Origin of the sequence: Paenibacillus sp. FSL H7-0737, from assembly GCF_000758545.1 — a bacterium.
In the GTDB taxonomy this organism is placed as follows: Bacteria; Bacillota; Bacilli; order Paenibacillales; family Paenibacillaceae; genus Paenibacillus_AQ.
Genome location: NZ_CP009279.1, coordinates 693201 through 712813 on the forward strand (window position 1 = coordinate 693201; position 19613 = coordinate 712813).

Genomic DNA, 19613 nt, shown 5'->3' on the forward strand with positions numbered 1-19613 from the left:
TTTGCTTCTTTTCTGGAGGTCAGCAGGTCTGGTCTCAGGATAAGAAAATAATCATGATAAAAAAGTCAAGAATCCCTTATGCAGCAAAATTCATCACCACCCTCTAGCTGATTGCTAAGTACGAAAAAAATGTGGAATAATGTCCATATGAAAACTACCTATGAGGTCATCACAACCAATCGTTATACTCCGTTCCGGTTATTGCTTCATCGCCCGAATCATGTGCAGATGCATTGGCATGAAAATTTAGAGATTATTTTTGTCCTGAAGGGCACGATCGAGTTGTTTCGGCAACAAGAGCGGCATCTTCTGCACGAATCAGCCATTACCGTTATTAATTCGAAGGAGGTTCATTCGATCAGTGGCGATGAGAACAGCTTGATCTTAGCGCTGCAGGTGTCTCATTCTTATATAGAAGAGCAGTTTACAGTAATTAAAGAGCTGCAGTTCCATTGTGATTCTTATCTATACGACCATCAGCATCAGATCGAGTTCGATCCGATCCGGCAGATGTTGGCGTACATGATGCTGACGTATACGAAACAAGCACTGGGTTATGAACTGGAGCTGAAAGGTTTATTGTTCCGGCTCATGGCGTATCTTGTTAAATATTATTCCAAGCCTTTGCAGGGCAAAGATGCATCATCCGATGTGAAGTTCATGGATCGCCTCTTGGCCATTACCGAGTTCATTCAACATAATTATGCGAAGCCGATCTCTTTAACAGAGATTGCTGAGCAAGAATTTTTGTCGGTGCACTATTTGTCTCGATTTTTCCAAAAGTTTTTGGGTACGACCTTCTCTCAATACCTTAACGGTGTGCGTCTGGAGCATGCTTTAGATGAATTGAATTACAGTGATTTAACGATCACCCAAGTGGCGCTGAATAACGGATTTCCCAGTATCAAATCATTTAATAAGGTATTCAAAGAGTTTTACGGAGCAACACCGAGAGAGTATCGCGCGAAGCGCGCGGGAGATATGTCCGCTTATGCGAATGCCAGAGCATCGAAGACTCCTAATTATCTGGAAATGAATCAACAGGATGCCTTCAAGGAACTATTCAAATATTTGCCGAGCGAATCTCAGGAATCCAACTTTATTATGCAAGATAAAATGGTCGTAAAGACAGAGAGCATCCACCTCGATGTAAATAATTCAACGCCGCTTATGCATACTTGGCGAAAATTGACTTCGATTGGCAAAGCGAAAGAGGGTTTATTCGGAGAGGTGCAGCGGCAGCTCATCCAGCTTCAGAAGGATATCGGGTTCTCCTATATCCGGTTTCATGGCATCTTCGACGACGAGATGATGGTGTATCATGAGAACGGACGAGGCGAGCCGTATTATCTGTTTACTTATGTGGATCAGCTATTTGACTTTTTCCTGAGCATAGGCCTGAAGCCGTTCATCGAGCTTGGGTTTATGCCTTCGAAGCTGGCGTCTGGTGATGCGACAATTTTCGTGAAAAAGAGCAATGTCAGCTATCCCAATCAATTAACGCGCTGGATGGGGCTCGTCGAAGCACTGATGGACCACTGTATCGAGCGATACGGTGTTGAAGAGGTGACTACTTGGTATGTTGAAGTATGGAATGAACCTGATGTCATCTCCTTTTGGAGCGGGACTCAAGAGCAGTATTTCACCTTCTATCAGGCAACCCATGAAGTGATCCGGAAGTATCCCAAGCTTAGAATGGGGGGGCCAAGCTTGTTGTCTCCAACGATTCTTAATGATACTTGGTTACAGGATTTTCTGTACTTCTGCATGCAAAACCATTGTTTGCCCGACTTTATATCGTTCCATAGCTACCCGTTCGATCAGATTTTTTACGATGCCATGCAGCTCGATGGGGGGATGTCGGAGGAATTCGTTTGGACGGCAGAGGAAATGTCGAAATATTGGACACTGTCGGCGGCTGAAGATTATTTATCGCAAGTCATCGTCAAAGCGCGTGATATAGTTGTTGAATCCGGAGCAAATATCAAGGAAATTCACTTGACGGAGTGGAATTCGAGCGGCAACCAACGAGACTTGATTCATGATACATGCTATCAATCCGCTTATATCGTGAAGAACGTCATCGATACGATCGACCAAGTGGATAGTCTTTGTTATTGGACGAGTACAGATTTTCTGGAAGAGTTTCTTGTGCCGAATCAAGTGTTTCACGGCGGACTCGGGCTGATGACGAACAACGGGATTGAGAAAGCTGCTTATCACGCTTATCAAATGCTTGCCAAATTAGGTTCTGAGATGATCCAGCGCGGCGAGAACTATTGTATTACGAGACAAGGAAATGAGATTCAGGTGCTCTTATTCCATTATGTACATACAGATGCCTTGTATCGTCGTAATGACGTCTCTCATTTGAATGAATACGATCGCTATCGCATTTTCAAGCATAACGATCCGCTCGAGCTTACCTTGGAATTGTTGGGCCTTGCGCCAGGCAGCTATCAGATTCGCAAAACAGTGTTGAACCGCCAATGGGGCAGCTCCTACGATCATTGGGTGGACATGGGACACCCCGTACATCTTCATTCGGAGGATATTTCCTATCTAAGGAGTGTAAGTCTTCCGAAACGGGAAATTTTCGTTCAACTCATCGATCAGCAATTTAATCTCAAAGCAGAACTTTCACCGCATGAAGTCCAATTGTATGAAATGAAAAGAATCTAATCTATGATAAATCGACCCCTAGCAGGCATGTAGGGGTCTTTTTTGTCCTCTGACAGGTTCATATTTGACCTTACTACAATTCCACAAAGCTTAAGTAGGTTTCAAAGAGGTTAAATTTGCGATGGAACAGGGATAAATAGCGGGAAGTTATTGTTGTTAGCGCTTACTATAATGAAAGCATGATAATGAGCAGGAGGTAAACACATATGTCAACCAAACAAGTACCATGGTTTGAACGAATCAGCTATTCACTTACCGATACTGCATCCAATCTCGTCTTTCAAGTAGTAACAACCTATCTGTTGTTCTACTACACAGATTCGATCGGAATGAGTGCGGCTGCTGTAGGTACATTATTTTTAATCGCCCGGGTTATCGATGCTTTTGACAGCCCTTTCTTCGGGATCATGATCGATAAGACAAATACCAGATGGGGAAAATCGCGTCCATGGTTCCTATGGTTAGCCTTGCCATTTTCCGTTATCGCTGTGCTAACGTTCTCTGTACCGGATATTAGTCCGTCGGGACAAATTGTGTACGCTTACGTGACCTATATCCTGTTAGGGATTCTATATGCAGGTATCAATTTGCCGGTCACTTCTATTCTGCCCAGTCTATCGAGTGATCCGCAAGAGAGAACGGTTATTGGTACGATTCGTGTCCTGTTTGCCATGGTAGGGACGATTGCCGTAACGACCTTTACATTGCCGATTGTTCATAAATTAGGGCAAGGCAATGATGCCAAAGGCTTTACCTGGACGATGATCATTTTTGCATCAATTGCATTTGTGCTGTTCATCAATGCATTCTTCAATACGAAAGAGCGCGTAGTATCCGCTTCTTCTCAGAAATCTTTACCGGTCAAAGAGGGCATGAAGGCGATCAAAGGCAATTGGCCGTGGGCAATCATGTTGTTTATAAACTTTATTTTCTGGGTGGCGAACATCATGAAGACCCAGACGACAACCTATTATTTCACGTATAAAATTGAAAGACCTGACCTGATTCCAATGGTAATGGGCTTGAACCTAGTCATGATCTTGACCTTAGTCATCGTGCCGTCCTTAACCAAAAAATTAGGTAAACGGAATATCATGATATTCGGATTAATCGTTTCAATTATCGGTCAACTAATCATGTTCATGGGAGATCAAGCGAGCAGCATCACATTACTAATAACTGGAAGTGTCGTTGTTAGTCTTGGTGGCGGTTTTGCAGGCGGATTGTTGTTCATTATGATCGTGGATACCGTGGATTACGGCGAGTGGAAAACAGGGGTTCGTGCACAAGGCTTGCTGACAGCTTCCTCAAGCTTCGGTGTAAAGTTCGGTATGGGTATTGGCGGCGCGTTATCCGCCTGGATGCTTGGACTTAGCGGTTATAAAGCGGGAGCAGTGCAGACGGCTTCGGCATTGCGGGCCATCGAACTAAATTTTATTTGGATTCCTATTGTTTGTTACGTCTTAGCCATTATCGCACTATTGTTCTATACCTTAGATAAAGATGAGAGTCAAATGCTAGCAGATTTGAAAGCACGCAATAACATTGCATTATAAATTCAATGATATCGAGAGGAGAAAACAATATGCTACATCAAGTAGATTTGACGAAGAAACCATTTAACCTGAACGAACAAGATATTACATGGGTACAAGAAACATTAGAAGGCTTAACGTTAGAAGAAAAAGTCGGACAGCTCTTTTGCCCGGTAGGGATGGGTGACAACGCGGCTTTAATCGATATGGTGAAAAAATACCAGCCAGGCGGATTAATGTATCGTCCGGGTCCAGCGCAAGAGATCCGCTCAGCGCATAAAGCCATGCAGGAGAACAGTAAGATACCGATGCTTCTCGCAGCGAACTTGGAAAATGGGGGAGATGGGGTTGCAACGGAAGGCACTTACTTCGGGAAGCAGCTTCAAGTGGCGGCTACAAATGATCCGGATATGGCGTATAAGCTAGGGACTGTGGCTTGTAGTGAAGGAAGAGCTGTGGGATTGAACTGGTCCTTTGGACCAATTGTCGACATTAATATGAATTTCCGCAATCCGATTACGAATGTTCGTACCTTCGGCGATCGTCCAGAGACCGTGCTTGATATGGGACTTGCTTACATGAAGGCAGCCCACGAGAACGGTATGGCGGTATCGATTAAGCATTTTCCGGGTGACGGGGTCGATGATCGGGATCAGCACTTACTGACATCTATAAATTCACTCTCCACAGAAGAGTGGGATGCGACTTTTGGACATGTATATCAGACGTTAATTGATGAAGGTGCTAATACGGTCATGGTCGGACACATTATGCAGCCAGCCTATCAACGTCATTTTAATCCACAATTAAAGGATGAGGATTTGCTTCCAAGTTCGTTGTCGTCAGAAATTCTACAAAATTTGCTGCGCGAGAAGCTGAACTTTAACGGTGTTATCGTCAGTGATGCCACGTTAATGGCCGGATTTACAATAGCAGAACGTCGTGAGCTGGCTGTACCAAAAGCGATTGCTGCGGGATGCGATATCTTCCTCTTCAATCGGAACTTCGAGGAAGATCTAGAGTATATGCTAAGCGGCATTCGTAACGGCATTCTGACGGAAGAACGCTTGAACCAAGCTGTAACGCGTATTCTTGGCTTGAAGGCATCTTTAAGATTGCATGAGCAAGCTCGTACGAATACCTTGGTTCCTGATGAGTCAGCTTTAGCGGTCATTGGTTCTGAGCAACATCACCAATGGGCACAGGCTTGCGCCGACCAATCCGTAACATTAGTGAAAGATACGCAGCAATTACTACCGGTTACACCGGAAACGCATAAGAGAATGCTGCTCGTCGTGTTAGGTGATGAGGAAGGAAGCTTCTCCGCGGGAGGAACCCATAAGCCATTCGTAGAGAAGCTGCGGAATGCTGGATTTGAAGTTACCGTCCATGATCCGATGGACATGCAAGCCATGTTCATGTCGGTTCGGGATTATGTGAAACAATATGACTTCGCGCTTTACTTCGCGAACTACGCGACAGCGAGTAATAAGACAGATCTGCGTATTAACTATACACCGCCATATGGTGGGGATATTCCATGGTTTATTAAAGAATTGCCAACTATGTTCGTATCCGTGGCGAACCCTTTCCATTTGCAGGATGTGCCGCGTATTCCGACGTTCATCAATGCATACTCAGGAAATGAATATTCCTTGAATGCGATCGTTGACAAAATCCAAGGCAAATCTGAATTTAAAGGAACCAATCCGGTCGATCCGTTCTGCGGCTATTGGGAAGCCAGACTATGATGCGTGCCGTTATATTTGACCTTGACGGTGTACTGGTATCGACGGATCATTTTCATTATAAGGCTTGGAAGCAAATAGCAGATCGGCTGAACATTCCTTTCGATGAGGATGTCAATAACCGATTGCGCGGTGTGAGTCGCATGGAGAGTCTGGATATTATTTTATCCGGTGCTTCGGACAAACAATTTACAGATGAGCAGAAGCGATCGTTAGCAGAGGAGAAAAATACGATTTATCGTAAGTTTCTGGAGCAGCTTTCACCTGCTGACATCTTACCCGGTGTAACGGAGACCTTGGAAGGATTGAAGGTGAAGGGGGTCGCCGCCGCTGTAGGGTCCTCCAGTAAGAATGCGCGGTTCATTCTTGAACAAGTAGGCTTGTTAGATTGGTTCGCCGTCGTAGTCGACGGTAATCAAATCTTAAGAAGCAAGCCGGACCCGGAAGTATTTTTGCTCGCGGCAAGTCAGCTGGAATGTGATGCATCCGCATGCCTGGTTGTCGAAGATGCGGTAGCCGGAGTGCAAGCAGGCGTCCATGCAGGAATGGAAGTTGCGGCGGTAGGTGACGCGGTGAACAGCAAGGAAGCGACCTTTACGCTTCAACGAATAGATCAACTGCTCAAGCTGATCTAAATACAAAGTAATGATGAAGTGGGAATAGACTTAAAAAGTCGAAAAACCTTGTAGTTTAGGGTTTTCGACTTTTTTTATTATAAATTAAGTTCTACTAGATTATTATGTATTTCCAACTAGCTGGAAAGTCTTAAATACTGGACTTTTGCTAAAAATCTATTGTAAGATCTGTGACAATATAGACTCTAATGTTTTGGCTTGATAGGGCTCGCCAAATTCATATAATACATCGATTGCTGATTGAGCAAGCTTCGTTCCTTCTTCTTTACTGTTTCTTTTAATTTTAATTAGACCGTTATAATACTTATATACAATCTTAAAGAACAGCGTTTGATATTGAGGACTGCTAATATTATTTAAGTTCTCTAGTAAGATCTCTGCATAGCTTATTTGATTGATCATAATTAATTCGTAAATCATATTGGTTAGCATTACACATATGACATCTCGTCCGCGTTCGTGGGCTTCATATTTTTTCATAGACTTAATAAGCGTTTGAAAGAGTATATCTCTTTGATCGTAATCTATGTAATTTAAAGTATTTGTGAACAGCTGCATTTCTTGGAGGGTCCAGGATTGGAGATTGTTGAGATAGTTAGTGATCGTCTCGATATCTTCTGTCAAAATGACATTCTTCTCAAACTGACCCGTCAAGTTAAAGTGCTTCAATAATCTTATACGAGACCTGACTTCTGCCAGATGAATTTTTGAGGTCAGATCCTCCCTCTGATGTAGTTCTTGATAAATCTCAATTAATGCTTCGAGATCGTTATTGTTTCCGGCTTTGGAATATTTGTTGGTAAATGTATCGTGTTTAGATAGTTTATAACCTCTATAAATGTAAAAAAACTCATCAATCCCCATCATAAGTCGATTTAAAATTTGTTCTAACAGCCTTAATGTGATCTCATGGTTTCCTTTTTCAAATTCAATGGCATATGATTTCGAGATAATATCTAAATACACTTCTTTTTGACTTAATCCCTTATTAGTCCGTATATTTCGAACAACCTCACCGTAGGTATTCAATTCGTTCGCCACCCTTTTATTGAAATCGTGAGCTTTTATTATATTTCAGAGAGAATCTAATTTGATTACGAAATTTTGATATTTGAAAGTCTGCTCATTGTGGTTTTTTGAGCTGATTGGAAATATTAGTAAATAAATCGAATCTGTTGGAAATTTCTTCAATTTAAGGTCCTATTTATAAGACCTTTGTCGAAATGGGACATAAAAGCAATTATGATGTAAGTACGTTAGATGGATTAATGGAAGCATAAGTTCTATATTTCCTTGGAAGGATTTGATTTATTATGAATAATAAAAGTGATTTTTTCAGATTTGAGCGTAAAAATGATGATTTCCCGTTCTACAGTGAACTGTCATCGCCTAGTCTAAATTTGAAGAGCAGCCTCATTTTTCTCGTTTCTGTCGCGGTTGGTTTTGCTCTGTTTCTTATTATGTTTGGAGGTCCCAATGTACAGCCCTTTATGAATGTGATTTTTCCTTTAGCAGCAGTAATCTTTGTGGCACGAAGTCAATGGACATCATTATTCAGAAAATTAGTAGCTAAAGATATTCTTTTGATTCTTGGAACTTACGTTGCGAATTTGATTGTGACAGGTATTGTCGGTTTCCTTATTACGAAATTGTTTAGTACGAGCGCTAATCCCGCAACCGATAGTTTCAATGGTAATTTTGCTGATGCTATTCCGTTCTTCTTGAGAACGATCCCGATGCTGTTTGGTGAAGAATTAATCACGATACTTCCATTCTTGGTCGTGCTATCATTTGGAGTTAAGAAACTTAAGATGAGTAGAAAGTCTGCTATAATTTTAGCCTGCATAGTTTCAGCTATTTTATTTGGGGCATACCATTTACCAACGTATAATTGGAATATTGTCCAAGCTATTCTCGGTATTGGTATTGCACGGATCGTTCTGCTATATCCATATCTTAAGACTAAAAATATATGGACATCGTTTATAGTGCACGTGATGAATGACTGGACAATGTTTGCTTTGGCCTTTTGGGCATCCACTCGCTAATTTTTCTCAAAGGATTTTTTGCGATAGAGTCTTAACAAACACCTGCAACTCCTTATTGAAGAAGGGGCTGCAGGTTTTTTTTGTATTCAAAAAAATGTGATAGACGCTATATAGCTGCTCAATATGAATGTGATAAAATGGGAAAAATCTATCATAGGGAGAAATTAACATGGGATTTTCTCTTCTCGGCACACTAATGGCATTAATCCTTCTTGCCCCAAGTTTGCTAATGATTAAGTTTCCACCTGAAAATGTACCTTCGGGTTTGCGAGATGCAGAACCAATCTATACCCTCTTGGAGAGAGCAGGACAATTGGGTTGTATAGGTATTCTTGCGATGTCACAGGATAACTTTCAACAGGTAAAGTTTGGCGTAATTGCTGTCTTTATTGTCTTGTTGATTGCTATTTATTATGGTCTTTGGATTCGATATTTCGTTAAGGGGAGGCAATATAAATTGTTATGGGACCCTTTAGGAATTATTCCGATCCCGATGGCAGTCCTCCCAGTATGTGCATTCGGATTGGCAGCGATTTGGGGCAAATCCATTTGGCTGAGTATTGCAGTAGTTTGTTTAGCGATAGGGCATTTAGCCAACTCTTGGCATAATTATCAGTACACCAGAAATAAATAATTAGAAACATAGTAAAATATACCCATATAAAAAGTGGTTGGATAGTTAATAAGCTGCATTGATAGAACGAGTTTGAAGATAGATAAAAGCATGAAAATGCATGATTTACGAACAATGGAAAAAATAAAGTCGAAAATGTTCGTTTTTTATCATTGACAACTCACGTGCTATCCACCTAAAATGATAGAGCACAACAACATAATTCTTTCGTATATTTCCGGGAATTGGCCTGGAAGTTTCTACGAGGTCACCGTAATGACCTGGCTACGATTAAGAAGAGCAGAGCAACCCGCATTGTCCTGGATTTAGGGCTATGGTCCTGGGTGCTACTCTTTTTTTCGAGCCGGTGTCTAACAGATACCGGCTTTTTGTTGCTGTCAGACACAACATACCTTAGGGGGAGAACAATTTGAATCGGTTTTTCAAGTTGAAAGAGAACGGCACCACAGTTCGTACAGAAATCATGGCGGGCTTGACCACGTTCATGGCAATGGCTTACATCTTGTCGGTTAATCCGAGTACTTTAACAGCATTTGGCCGTATTGATATGGGCTGGTACTCTGTATTTCTAGCGACGGCGCTGGCAGCAGGTATTTTCACCATCGCAATGGGCGTGTTCATAAACTTTCCAGTGGCGTTGGCACCTGGTATGGGACTTAACGCATATTTTGCTTCCGTAATTCTATCTTCCGCCACATCAGAGCATCCATTCACTTGGCAAATGGGTCTGACAGCCGTATTTATTTCCGGTTTGATCTTTATCTTGCTGACTGTAACTCGAGTGCGACAGATCTTACTAACTGCAATTCCTGACAGCTTGAAACATGCGATTACAGTAGGTATCGGGATGTTCATTACGATCCTTGGTCTTAAGAACAGTGGACTCATGACGATTGGTGTTGAAGCCGGTAAAGACATTCCTGCTAACACTTTCACAGATGTCCTTTCCTTTGAAACTATCATTCACATGGGTAGCCTAGAGAATTCCAATGTCCAATTGGTAATTATCGGACTTCTTCTAATCTCTATCCTGATGGTATTGAACGTTAAAGGTGCGATTTTATTCGGTATCTTGGGAACAACTGTCGCTGGTATGTTGATGGGCGTAGTTGATTTCAGCGCATTGTCCAGTCCGGCAACGCCTTGGGTTCCTGATTTCACACAATTGAACTTCTTCCAATTTGACTGGGATGGTATCCTGCACACAGGTATTGTTTCAGCGATTGCAACCTTCACATTTGTAGAGTTGTTTGATACATTTGGTACACTTGTAGGTACGGCTCAACGCGCTGGTATTATGGATAACCCTGAAGAAGGTAATAGACGTGTAGGTAATGCAATGTTTGTCGATGCAGTTGCTGTAGCAGGTGGTGCGGCACTGGGTACTTCGACTACTACTGCTTTTGTAGAAAGCGCGGCAGGTGTTGCTGAAGGTGGACGTACAGGTCTTACAGCTGTAACAACTGGCGTATGTTTCTTGCTTGCATTGTTCCTTGCTCCAGTGGTTGCTCTTATTCCTGGATCTGCTACAGCCGCAGCATTGATCGTCGTAGGTGTGCTGATGGCACAATCGATCCGTCAAATCGATTTTCAAGATATGGTTGTTGCGATTCCAGCCTTCCTAACACTTGTAATCATGCCTTTCACTTATAATATTGCTAACGGTATCTCCTTTGGTATCGTAACTTATGTAATCCTTGCTTCTGTTGCTAACCTTGCAGGTAAGAAGAAATACGATATTCACTGGATGATGTGGGTACTTGCGATCCTGATCGTTCTCCGTTATGTATTCCTTGGTAGCGAGGGCTAACATATATACAGTATTTCTGAAATTCATCTTGGGCTCCTTCATTACTGAAGGGGCCGTTTTTTTTATTTTGGATTATGTATTCTCCTACTTAACTTGTTGGATGTTCTTCCTTTCCATCATCCAATATTTAGATTATATTGTTGAAGAGGTGATGAATGTTGTCCACAAGATTTAGCAATTGGTCTTCTTATTTTAAAAGTAATCCTTGGCCTCTCTTATTGTTTTTGCTGGGGGCTGTGATTCGCATTTTTTACTTTGGTTCGATTCCAGGTGGCTTGAATCAGGATGAGGCATCTATAGGTTATGATGCTTACGCTATTCTTCATTATGGAATAGACCGCAATGGTATTCATTTACCTATTCACCTCATTGCTTGGGGAAGCGGACAGAATGCACTTTATGCTTACTTATCAATGCCTTTCATATTATTGTTCGGACTTACTCCAATGTCTGTACGTGCGGTTAGCTTAATCATGGGTCTACTGGGTATGCTCGTATTCTATCTTCTTTCCAAAGAGCTATTTACTTCCAGAACTGCTGGTATTGTGGCGATGTTTTTTATCGCAATTAATCCTTGGCATATTATGATGTCAAGATGGGCACTGGAATCTAATTTATTCCCCACCCTGATTCTGCTCTCCGTTTATATGTTACTTAAATCATTTCAAATTCCGAAGTGGTCTTATGGCTTTACAATTATGCTTGCCCTTTCACTTTATGCCTATGGAACATCCTATTTTTTTGTGCCGATATTTGCTTTAGGTGCTGGAATTCTTCTATTCTATACAAGAGCACTAAAGCTTCGGACCATTCTATGGAACTGTGCTCTGTTTATATTAATGGCACTCCCAATCTTCCTATTTATTATGATCAATCGATTGTCGCTAGAGGGGATTTTGACCCCATTGTTCTCAATTCCGAGATTGACAACGCCGCGTGTGGAACAGGTAACTTCTATATTCGGAGGGCAACTATTACATACAGCATTAAGCAATTTCCGGGAATTTTTGAAGATATTAATTAGCGGATCTGATGGTTTGCCTTGGAATTCGATTTCACCTTATGGATACGCGTATCCTATTGCGTTACCCTTTGTACTTATAGGACTTATATTTATGTTAACGACAATACGGAACCGTGGTCGTGAGCGGACGGGACTGCTCGTTATTTTACTTTGGTTGTTTGTTTCCGTTTTGATGACCTTTGTTACGAACGTAAACATTAATCGGATGAATGTGATTTTCTATCCAATCATTTTGCTGATTGTTGCAGGGTTTATGTGGTTAAGCAAGAAAGTAAAAGTATTAGGAATTCTGTCGGCTGTAACCTTTAGCTTATTTTTTGTTCTATTCACTACAGTTTATTTCCGTGAATATCCTAAAGAGATAGGACCAGCTTTCTATGAATCTTTCGGTGAGGCTATACAATATGCTTCTGAAGAGAGTGCTGGGAACATCTACGTGACTGATAAAGTTAATATGCCTTATATTTATGTGCTTTTTTATGAGCAGATCAATCCCCATAATTTCTTAGCAAACGTTAATTATTCTAATCCTGGAGGTGCATTTCAGCAGGTGTCTTCCTTTGGGAGATATAGATTTGGACATTCAAGCATAGTTCCGGGAGAGACAGCGACATATATCTTGTGGAATGGTGATCCCATTCCTGCTGAAAGCGATAATTATTCGGTTAAACGGTTTGCCAACTATACTGTTGTGACCGCTAAGACTGGGGGAGTAGAGGGAATCTCGGAATTTACAAATGGAGGATTTGAAGAGGGGATATCAGGCTGGAGCTTCTCATCCGGTACGGGTGTGGCGACCAATAATCCTTATAATGGAAGTTATTTGGCTTATCTTGATCCGGGATTTGACAAAACGATTACACAATCTATCAGAATAGCAGAACCTGGAGAATATAAGCTTGGTATAATGGTTAGTGCTGGTGGAGAAGAAGGAAGGGTTGGCGTCCGAGTTAATGGCGTAGTGCGGGCGGAGGCTGAAATACCTGCTAGTGAGGTTTATCAAGAGCTTACACTTCCAATGGTATCTATCGGTCAGAATGAACAAACTGAAATTTTTATTAAAGGCGGTAAAGGCTGGATTAACATAGACGAGGTGAGGTTGGAACGATGATCAAGAGTACACGTACGGCCGCAGTGACTGTATTGATGCTGTTATTGTTTTTGCTTCCTGTAACAAGCATTTATGCAGATGGAAATCTATTGCAGAACCCTGGATTTGAGGAGGGAGGAGAGGACGCTCCTTCTAACTGGACTAAGGATATGTGGATTTCTGGAGACAACTCTGGCATACTTTCAATCCAATCGGACGAGGTTCACTCCGGTAGTAAAGCGGCAGTCATTGAGAATATCGAGCCCAATCATTTGAAATGGGTGCAGACGATTAAGGCAACGCCGGACAGCTATTATAAAATCTCTGGATGGATCAAAGTAGTAAGTACCGCAGGCGAGGGAATGGGCGCCAATATACTTGCCGTTGGAGTAGGCGGGGGTTATCCCAGCGTAACGGATACGGCAGGAGAGTGGCAGTATCTTGAATACATAGGCCAGACAGGACCTAAGCAGAAAGAATTCGGCATAGGTGCAAGTTTGGGGGGCTACTCCAGCTTGATTCAAGGTAAAGCTTATTTTGATGATTTGTCTGTAGAAAAATTAGACGCTGCTCCCGAAGGGGCCAACGTCATTTCGCTGGATAGTGCAGCAGTTAGTCAGGATGCTGGTGGCAAAAAAGCGGATACCCCACATAAGGTATCTCCAACCAAGATGCTGCTGATCTCAGCGCTTTTCAGTGTATTTTTTGCAGTGCTTTATACCAAGGCATTCCGCAGTGAGAAGCTTATAAAGCAACCTGAGAATGTCTATTCCAAATGGCTGAGCATTGCCATCGGGGTTGCTTTTATCCTAAGGGTCTGGATTGGTCTGACTGCTCAAGGCTATCAGAACGACATGAATACCTTTATAGCTTGGGGTCAGCGTATGGTTGATTTAGGTCCAGGCAAGTTTTATGAAGAAGGGTATTTTGCCGATTATCCTCCTGGTTATTTGTACATTTTGTACATTCTTAGTTTTATTCGCGGTGTATTTGGCTTTGCGCATGGTTCGGGTGGAGAGAATCTGCTATTCAAACTGCCAGCGATTATTTCTGATTTGGTATTGGGTTTCTTCATATATAAAATGTCCCGCAAAAAACTCGGCTCAGGGATCGCTTTTGGCTTAACGCTATTATTTCTGTTTAATCCGGCGGTGCTTGTTAATTCAGCGGCGTGGGGACAAGCGGATTCGTTCTTTCTGATTTTCCTGTTGCTCAGTATCCATGGCGCTGCGAACAAAAAGTTTGTTCAATCCGCGATTTTGTTTGCAATAGCAACTTTAATTAAACCACAAGCGTTAATATTCACACCGGTATTATTGTTTGCTTTCTATCATCACCGTGCTTGGAAGCAGCTTGGATTTGGAGCTTTGTACGGATTAGCGATATTCGGATTGCTCGCGGCACCATTTTTCTGGAATAACGGTGGTTTAGTTGGCCTTATTAATCTGTATAAGAGTACGTTATCTTCCTATCCCTATTCTTCTGTGAATGCATTTAATCTATATGCATTGACTGACCCGATGTGGTCATCTCTTGACCTAACTTGGTTAGGTATTACTTACCGTGTATGGGGCTTCATATTTATTTTAGTGGCAGTAGCCATAGCAACCTTTTATTCTTTCAAAAAAGATCGCTTGGATTTATCCAAATCCTACTTTATCGGTATGGCGCTCATTGTAGTAGTTTTTGTGCTTGGAACCAAAATGCATGAACGTTATATGTTCCCTGCTGTTATTCTATGTATGTTCACTTATATAGCGAGTCGGGATCGTAGGTTTTTATTCCTATTCCTTGGATTCAGCTTAACGCAGTATATCAATGTGGCTTATACGTTGACCCATCTAAATGCAGGTGTAAATCCAGGTACAGATGGAATCGTTTTGGTTACTTCTATTGCTAACCTGTCATTATTGCTATACATGCTCTACATCGGTTACGACGTGTATGTTCGTGGGGGAGTAAAGCCTCTTCCAGCACCACCAACACCTGAAGAAAAATATGAAGAAGACCTTAAAGTCGTCGAGCAAATAAGACCGCACCAGAAGGGAGGGAGACTTAAGCGATGAAGTTTAAGCGTATAGATTGGATATGTATTCTTGCCATTACTGCCGTTTACGCGGCAATTGCTTTATATAATTTAGGTTCTACTAAATCTCCAGAGACCTTGTGGGAGCCAGCTGCCAGCGGTGAAAGCTTCTATGTAGATCTAGGACAGAGCAAACAATTGGAACGAGTGAATATCTTCGGTGGCGTAGGTACCGGGAAGTTTAAGCTCGAATTCAGTGAATTCCCTGAGGTCTGGAGTAGTCCACTGGATGTAAGCGAGGATGTTGGGAATGTCTTCATCTGGAAAAGCCAACCTCTGAACGTTGCAGCAAGATACGTGAAGTTTACAGTTACATCTCCAGGGTTCACTTTAAATGAAATGGCCTTCTATGAGCAGGGAGGCGAAAGAGTACCTCTTTCTATAGCCGGTGTTACACCGGATGCTAATGCAGTCGCTAAAAGAGGAGAGCCTGCCAATCTTTTTGACGAGCAGTCGCTCATCCCTGAATATTCTAACTTTATGAATAGCACTTATTTTGACGAGATCTACCATGCACGGACAGCTTATGAATATACACACGGGATTGTGCCTTATGAGAACACGCATCCACCACTAGGCAAGCTATTGATCGCAGTAGGGATGGAACTGTTCGGAGTCAATCCTTTCGGCTGGCGTATTATCGGAACATTGTTCGGGATTGCCATGCTGCCTCTCATTTATGTAATGGCACTACGTCTCTTTAAAAAGAGTAAATACGCAGCACTTGCAACTGGATTGTTCGCACTGGATTTCATGCATTTCACACAAACAAGAATCTCTACGATCGATGTATACGGAGTATTCTTCATCATGTTAATGTTTTATTTCATGCAGCGATATTACACTATGAATTTCTTCAGGCAGCCCTTAAGAAAAACACTAATTCCGTTATTCTGGTCCGGTTTATTCTTCGGAATTGGTGTCGCCTCCAAGTGGATTGTACTGTACGGAGGAGCTGGGCTGGCCATTATGCTAGCTATCTCGCTCTTCGAGCGCTACAGAGAATATAAAGCATCGGGACGGTTGCTCGCGGAAGGGAAGATCAAAGACAAGGAACTGCTGGGTACCTGTCGCGAAGCCGTAAATTCGTTCTGGAAGAATACCATTATTACGCTAGCTAGTTGTGTTGCATTCTTCGTAATCATACCGGTCATTATTTATAGTTTATCTTTTGTTCCGGGTTTATCTGCATCCGCAGAGGGCTTTACTATAAAAGGCTTGATTGATTCCCAAAAGAACATGTACAACTATCACAGTCAGCTTGTAGCTACACATCCTTTTGCGTCCTCCTGGTGGCAATGGCCGTTTATGAAGAGACCAGTCTGGTTCTTCAGTGGCAGTGAGGGTTTGCCGCAAGGTCAGGTCAGCAGTATAGTGACTATGGGGAATCCGCTTATCTGGTGGACGGGTATTTTCGCAATGCTGGCAACGCTGTGGATTACACTGAAACGCAAAGATAAGACCCTTTATATGATCTGGATCGCCTTTTTCTCACAATATGTTCCGTGGATGCTTGTCCCAAGGGAAACCTTTATCTACCATTATTTTGCTATGGTGCCTTTTATGATTCTTGGTATTGTATATATAATGAAGTTGCTAGATAGTAAATATCCTGAGGCTCGTTATGTTAGTTATGTCTATGTGGCTGTTGCTTTACTGCTCTTTGTCGCGTTCTACCCTGTCCTGTCAGGGATGCAGGTAAGCGGAGATTATGTGAAGAATATGCTGCGTTGGTTCCCATCTTGGGTTTTCTAAGATTTTTTATAATATCTATAATAATAAGTTTATGCTTACAGCGTTATTATGAAGTACAGAAAGATGTAACGCTCCATAAAGCTTTTAGGAGGAATAAAGGTGAAAGCCAGATATAGTGTAATTGTACCCATGTTCAATGAGGAGCAAGTAATTAGCGTTACTTATGAACGTTTGAAAAAAGTAATGGACGAATGCGGCGATACTTATGAGCTAGTCTTCGTAAATGACGGAAGTCGTGATCGTTCGGCCCAGATGATTCGGGAGATCAGTGATCGGGATGAATGCGTCAAGCTAATTGACTTCTCGCGTAATTTCGGACATCAGGTAGCGATTACAGCTGGCATGGACTATGCCGAAGGTCAAGCGGTTGTTGTTATTGACGCTGACCTTCAAGATCCACCGGAGGTCATTTTGCAAATGATCGAGAAGTGGAAAGAGGGTTATGACGTTGTGTATGCGAAGCGGCTGAAGCGCCGTGGAGAAACGATGTTCAAAAAGGTAACGGCCAAGATCTTTTATCGATTGCTCAGCAGCATGACAAGTGTAGACATTCCCACGGACACAGGTGATTTTCGTCTTATTGATCGTAAGGTATGTGATGTCTTGCGAGGTCTCAAGGAAAAAAACCGGTATGTCAGAGGTTTAGTGAGCTGGGTCGGCTTCAAGCAGACGATGGTGGAATATGAGCGAGAAGAACGATTTGCAGGAGAAACTAAGTATCCTCTTAAGAAAATGATTCGTTTTGCGCTGGATGGGATCACTTCCTTTTCGCATAAGCCACTTAAGATTGCTACGTATGTCGGATTCTTTCTTTCCTTCTCGAGCTTTCTCTATTTATTCTTCGTATTGTTTCAAAGAATCTTTTTCACCTCATGGACGGTTCCAGGTTGGGCTTCCATTGTAGGGGTCAATTTGCTCTTTAACGGTATCGTTCTGATGCTGTTAGGTGTAATCGGTGAGTATATTGGACGGATTTATGACGAGTCTAAGGATAGACCGTTGTATATTGTCAGTGAGACCATAGGATATCGTAACGAAGAAGAAGTGGATCGCCGGAAGGATTACAAAGATGTCAGATAAGAACTTTCGGACTGCTTTCATACAGTTTCTCAAATTTAATGCTGTAGGTCTGGTAAATACCCTCATTGATTTCGTAATCTTTACATTACTGAACTCACTTGGGATGGTATATGCGTTGGCACAGGTGATTTCTTATAGTGCTGGGACAGCGAACAGCTTTATTTTGAATAAAAAAGTAACCTTCAAGGATCGTGACCGTGGCAATAAAGAGGGTTTTGATAAGACGCAGTTGCTGAAGTTTATCGTACTGAATCTGGTAGTACTCGGAATATCGCTGTTGCTAATGCATCTGTTGACTGACAAACTAGGCATTCAAGTGTTGATCTCTAAGGTATTAGTAACGTTTGTGACGGTGATTATTAACTTCTTCGGAAGTCGTAAATGGGTATTCTAAAGTTCAGTAGAACCAATCTACGGAGGTGAAAATCATGCGTAAATTCTCGTATGTGCTCATACTGGCGGGGATCCTTATCATGCTCTATCCAAAAGCTAACGAATGGTATAACGACTGGCAGCAGGATAAGCTATTAGAATCGGCTGAACTGAGCACCAGTGAAAGTACTCCACCACCTGATCTGAAGAGCAGATATGCCGAGGTCACTCAGCTACTAGCGGAGGAATCAGCTTTAGATGCACAAGCACAGCCGCAAGAAACAGAAAAGCCGGAACCGGAAATTGAAGTGGGTGGCAAAGTTATCGCATTAATTGAGATTGATAAGATCGATCTGAAGCTGCCTGTATTAGAAGGGGCTACTAAAGCGAATATGAAGCATGCCGCGGCCCATATGAAAGAAACAACTCCAATAGGAGAAATAGGGAACGCCGCAATAGCTGCACATAGAGCTAGAACTACGGGCAGATTGTTTAACAGATTGAATGAGGTTGTGATTGGGGATACGATTACGGTAAAGACTAGCGATCAGACTTATAATTACGAGGTTTATGATATTTCTGTTGTACTTCCTAGTGATGTGTCTGTTCTAGACGGGAATAACAAAGATAAAATTCTTACTCTAATTACGTGTGACCCACTAGTAGATCCTACACATCGTTTGATTGTTCATGCCAAACTTTCCTAATCGTTGACGAGAAATAACAAGAGAATTCAAATACAGAGAAATAACTATAAAATAATAGTAAATCTAGCAATTTTGTTCTTGTTTACGAGGATAAATATGGTAGTATAAGACTATAAAAGCTAAACACGATAAACGGCAAACCTATCGAAAGGTAGGGACGCAAAGCTAAAGGGCCTTCCCGTAAGGATGGCAGCCAGTTACCGAATGAAGAGGCTTTTTTTGTTTTTATAAAATATATAAGAATCTTAGATTCATATTTCTACTTGGACTGATTCTGTTAATTTGTCTAGTGAAATTAGAACAGATAGAGCTTATACGATAACGGCAAACCTATCGAAAGGTAGGGACGCAAAGCTAAAGGGCCTTCCCGAAAGGATGGCAGCCAGCTACCGAAAGGGGTTTTATCC

At 42.0% G+C, this 19613-nt stretch carries 14 protein-coding genes and 3 riboswitches; of the genes, 13 read left to right on the top strand and 1 reads right to left on the bottom strand.

Features of this window, described 5'->3' with window-relative positions:
- Positions 1 to 147 precede the first annotated feature (147 nt).
- From H70737_RS03125 to pgmB, 4 genes are all read left to right on the top strand, one after another.
- A complete protein-coding gene (locus tag H70737_RS03125; RefSeq protein ID WP_042184703.1) occupies positions 148 to 2682 on the top strand; it encodes a GH39 family glycosyl hydrolase in 2535 nt (844 codons plus the stop codon).
- A gap of 206 nt (positions 2683 to 2888) precedes the next feature.
- Positions 2889 to 4238: a glycoside-pentoside-hexuronide (GPH):cation symporter gene (locus H70737_RS03130; protein ID WP_042184704.1), complete on the top strand. Its 1350-nt coding sequence runs from the start codon at positions 2889 to 2891 to the stop codon at positions 4236 to 4238.
- 29 nt (positions 4239 to 4267) lie between these two features.
- Positions 4268 to 5968 (top strand): glycoside hydrolase family 3 protein, encoded by a 1701-nt coding sequence (locus H70737_RS03135; RefSeq protein ID WP_042184706.1) that lies wholly within the window; start codon positions 4268 to 4270, stop codon positions 5966 to 5968.
- A complete protein-coding gene (gene pgmB, locus H70737_RS03140) occupies positions 5965 to 6600 on the top strand; it encodes a beta-phosphoglucomutase (protein ID WP_042184707.1) in 636 nt (211 codons plus the stop codon). Before H70737_RS03135 ends, pgmB begins: the two co-directional genes overlap by 4 nt.
- Before the next feature lie 156 nt (positions 6601 to 6756).
- On the opposite strand, the gene H70737_RS03145 is transcribed toward pgmB, so the two are convergent.
- Positions 6757 to 7629: a helix-turn-helix domain-containing protein gene (locus tag H70737_RS03145; RefSeq protein ID WP_042184710.1), complete on the bottom strand. Its 873-nt coding sequence runs from the start codon at positions 7627 to 7629 to the stop codon at positions 6757 to 6759.
- 284 nt (positions 7630 to 7913) lie between these two features.
- On the opposite strand from H70737_RS03145, the gene H70737_RS03150 reads away from it, so the two are divergent.
- The 9 genes from H70737_RS03150 to H70737_RS03190 all read left to right on the top strand — a co-directional run bounded on the left by H70737_RS03150 (position 7914) and on the right by H70737_RS03190 (position 19206).
- Positions 7914 to 8648 (top strand): CPBP family intramembrane glutamic endopeptidase, encoded by a 735-nt coding sequence (locus H70737_RS03150; protein ID WP_042184712.1) that lies wholly within the window; start codon positions 7914 to 7916, stop codon positions 8646 to 8648.
- A 169-nt stretch (positions 8649 to 8817) separates the two neighbouring features.
- Positions 8818 to 9282, top strand: a complete 465-nt coding sequence (locus H70737_RS03155) for a hypothetical protein (RefSeq protein ID WP_042184714.1) — start codon at positions 8818 to 8820, stop codon at positions 9280 to 9282.
- A 187-nt stretch (positions 9283 to 9469) separates the two neighbouring features.
- Positions 9470 to 9569: riboswitch (purine riboswitch) on the top strand.
- A gap of 122 nt (positions 9570 to 9691) precedes the next feature.
- Positions 9692 to 11092: an NCS2 family permease gene (locus H70737_RS03160; protein WP_042184716.1), complete on the top strand. Its 1401-nt coding sequence runs from the start codon at positions 9692 to 9694 to the stop codon at positions 11090 to 11092.
- Positions 11093 to 11247: 155 nt separating this feature from the next.
- Positions 11248 to 13227, top strand: a complete 1980-nt coding sequence (locus H70737_RS03165) for a glycosyltransferase family 39 protein (protein ID WP_042184718.1) — start codon at positions 11248 to 11250, stop codon at positions 13225 to 13227.
- Positions 13224 to 15272 carry a glycosyltransferase 87 family protein gene (locus tag H70737_RS31135; RefSeq protein ID WP_042184720.1) on the top strand — a complete coding sequence of 683 codons (2049 nt, stop codon included), beginning with the start codon at positions 13224 to 13226 and terminating at the stop codon, positions 15270 to 15272. Before H70737_RS03165 ends, H70737_RS31135 begins: the two co-directional genes overlap by 4 nt.
- Positions 15269 to 17047, top strand: coding sequence for a phospholipid carrier-dependent glycosyltransferase (locus H70737_RS31140; RefSeq protein WP_052404140.1), 1779 nt, complete (start codon positions 15269 to 15271; stop codon positions 17045 to 17047). The genes H70737_RS31135 and H70737_RS31140 overlap by 4 nt, the downstream gene beginning before the upstream one ends.
- Positions 17048 to 17146: 99 nt before the next feature.
- Complete coding sequence (locus tag H70737_RS03180) at positions 17147 to 18127, top strand: glycosyltransferase family 2 protein (RefSeq protein WP_076285851.1); 981 nt, start codon at positions 17147 to 17149, stop codon at positions 18125 to 18127.
- Positions 18117 to 18521, top strand: coding sequence for a GtrA family protein (locus H70737_RS03185; protein ID WP_042184722.1), 405 nt, complete (start codon positions 18117 to 18119; stop codon positions 18519 to 18521). Before H70737_RS03180 ends, H70737_RS03185 begins: the two co-directional genes overlap by 11 nt.
- Before the next feature lie 34 nt (positions 18522 to 18555).
- The gene (locus tag H70737_RS03190) at positions 18556 to 19206 is read left to right on the top strand and encodes a class D sortase (RefSeq protein ID WP_042184724.1); all 651 of its coding nucleotides are present in this window, start codon (positions 18556 to 18558) and stop codon (positions 19204 to 19206) included.
- Positions 19207 to 19330: 124 nt separating this feature from the next.
- Positions 19331 to 19411, top strand: a riboswitch (cyclic di-GMP riboswitch).
- Between the two features lie 108 nt (positions 19412 to 19519).
- Positions 19520 to 19600, top strand: a riboswitch (cyclic di-GMP riboswitch).
- Positions 19601 to 19613: the final 13 nt, after the last annotated feature.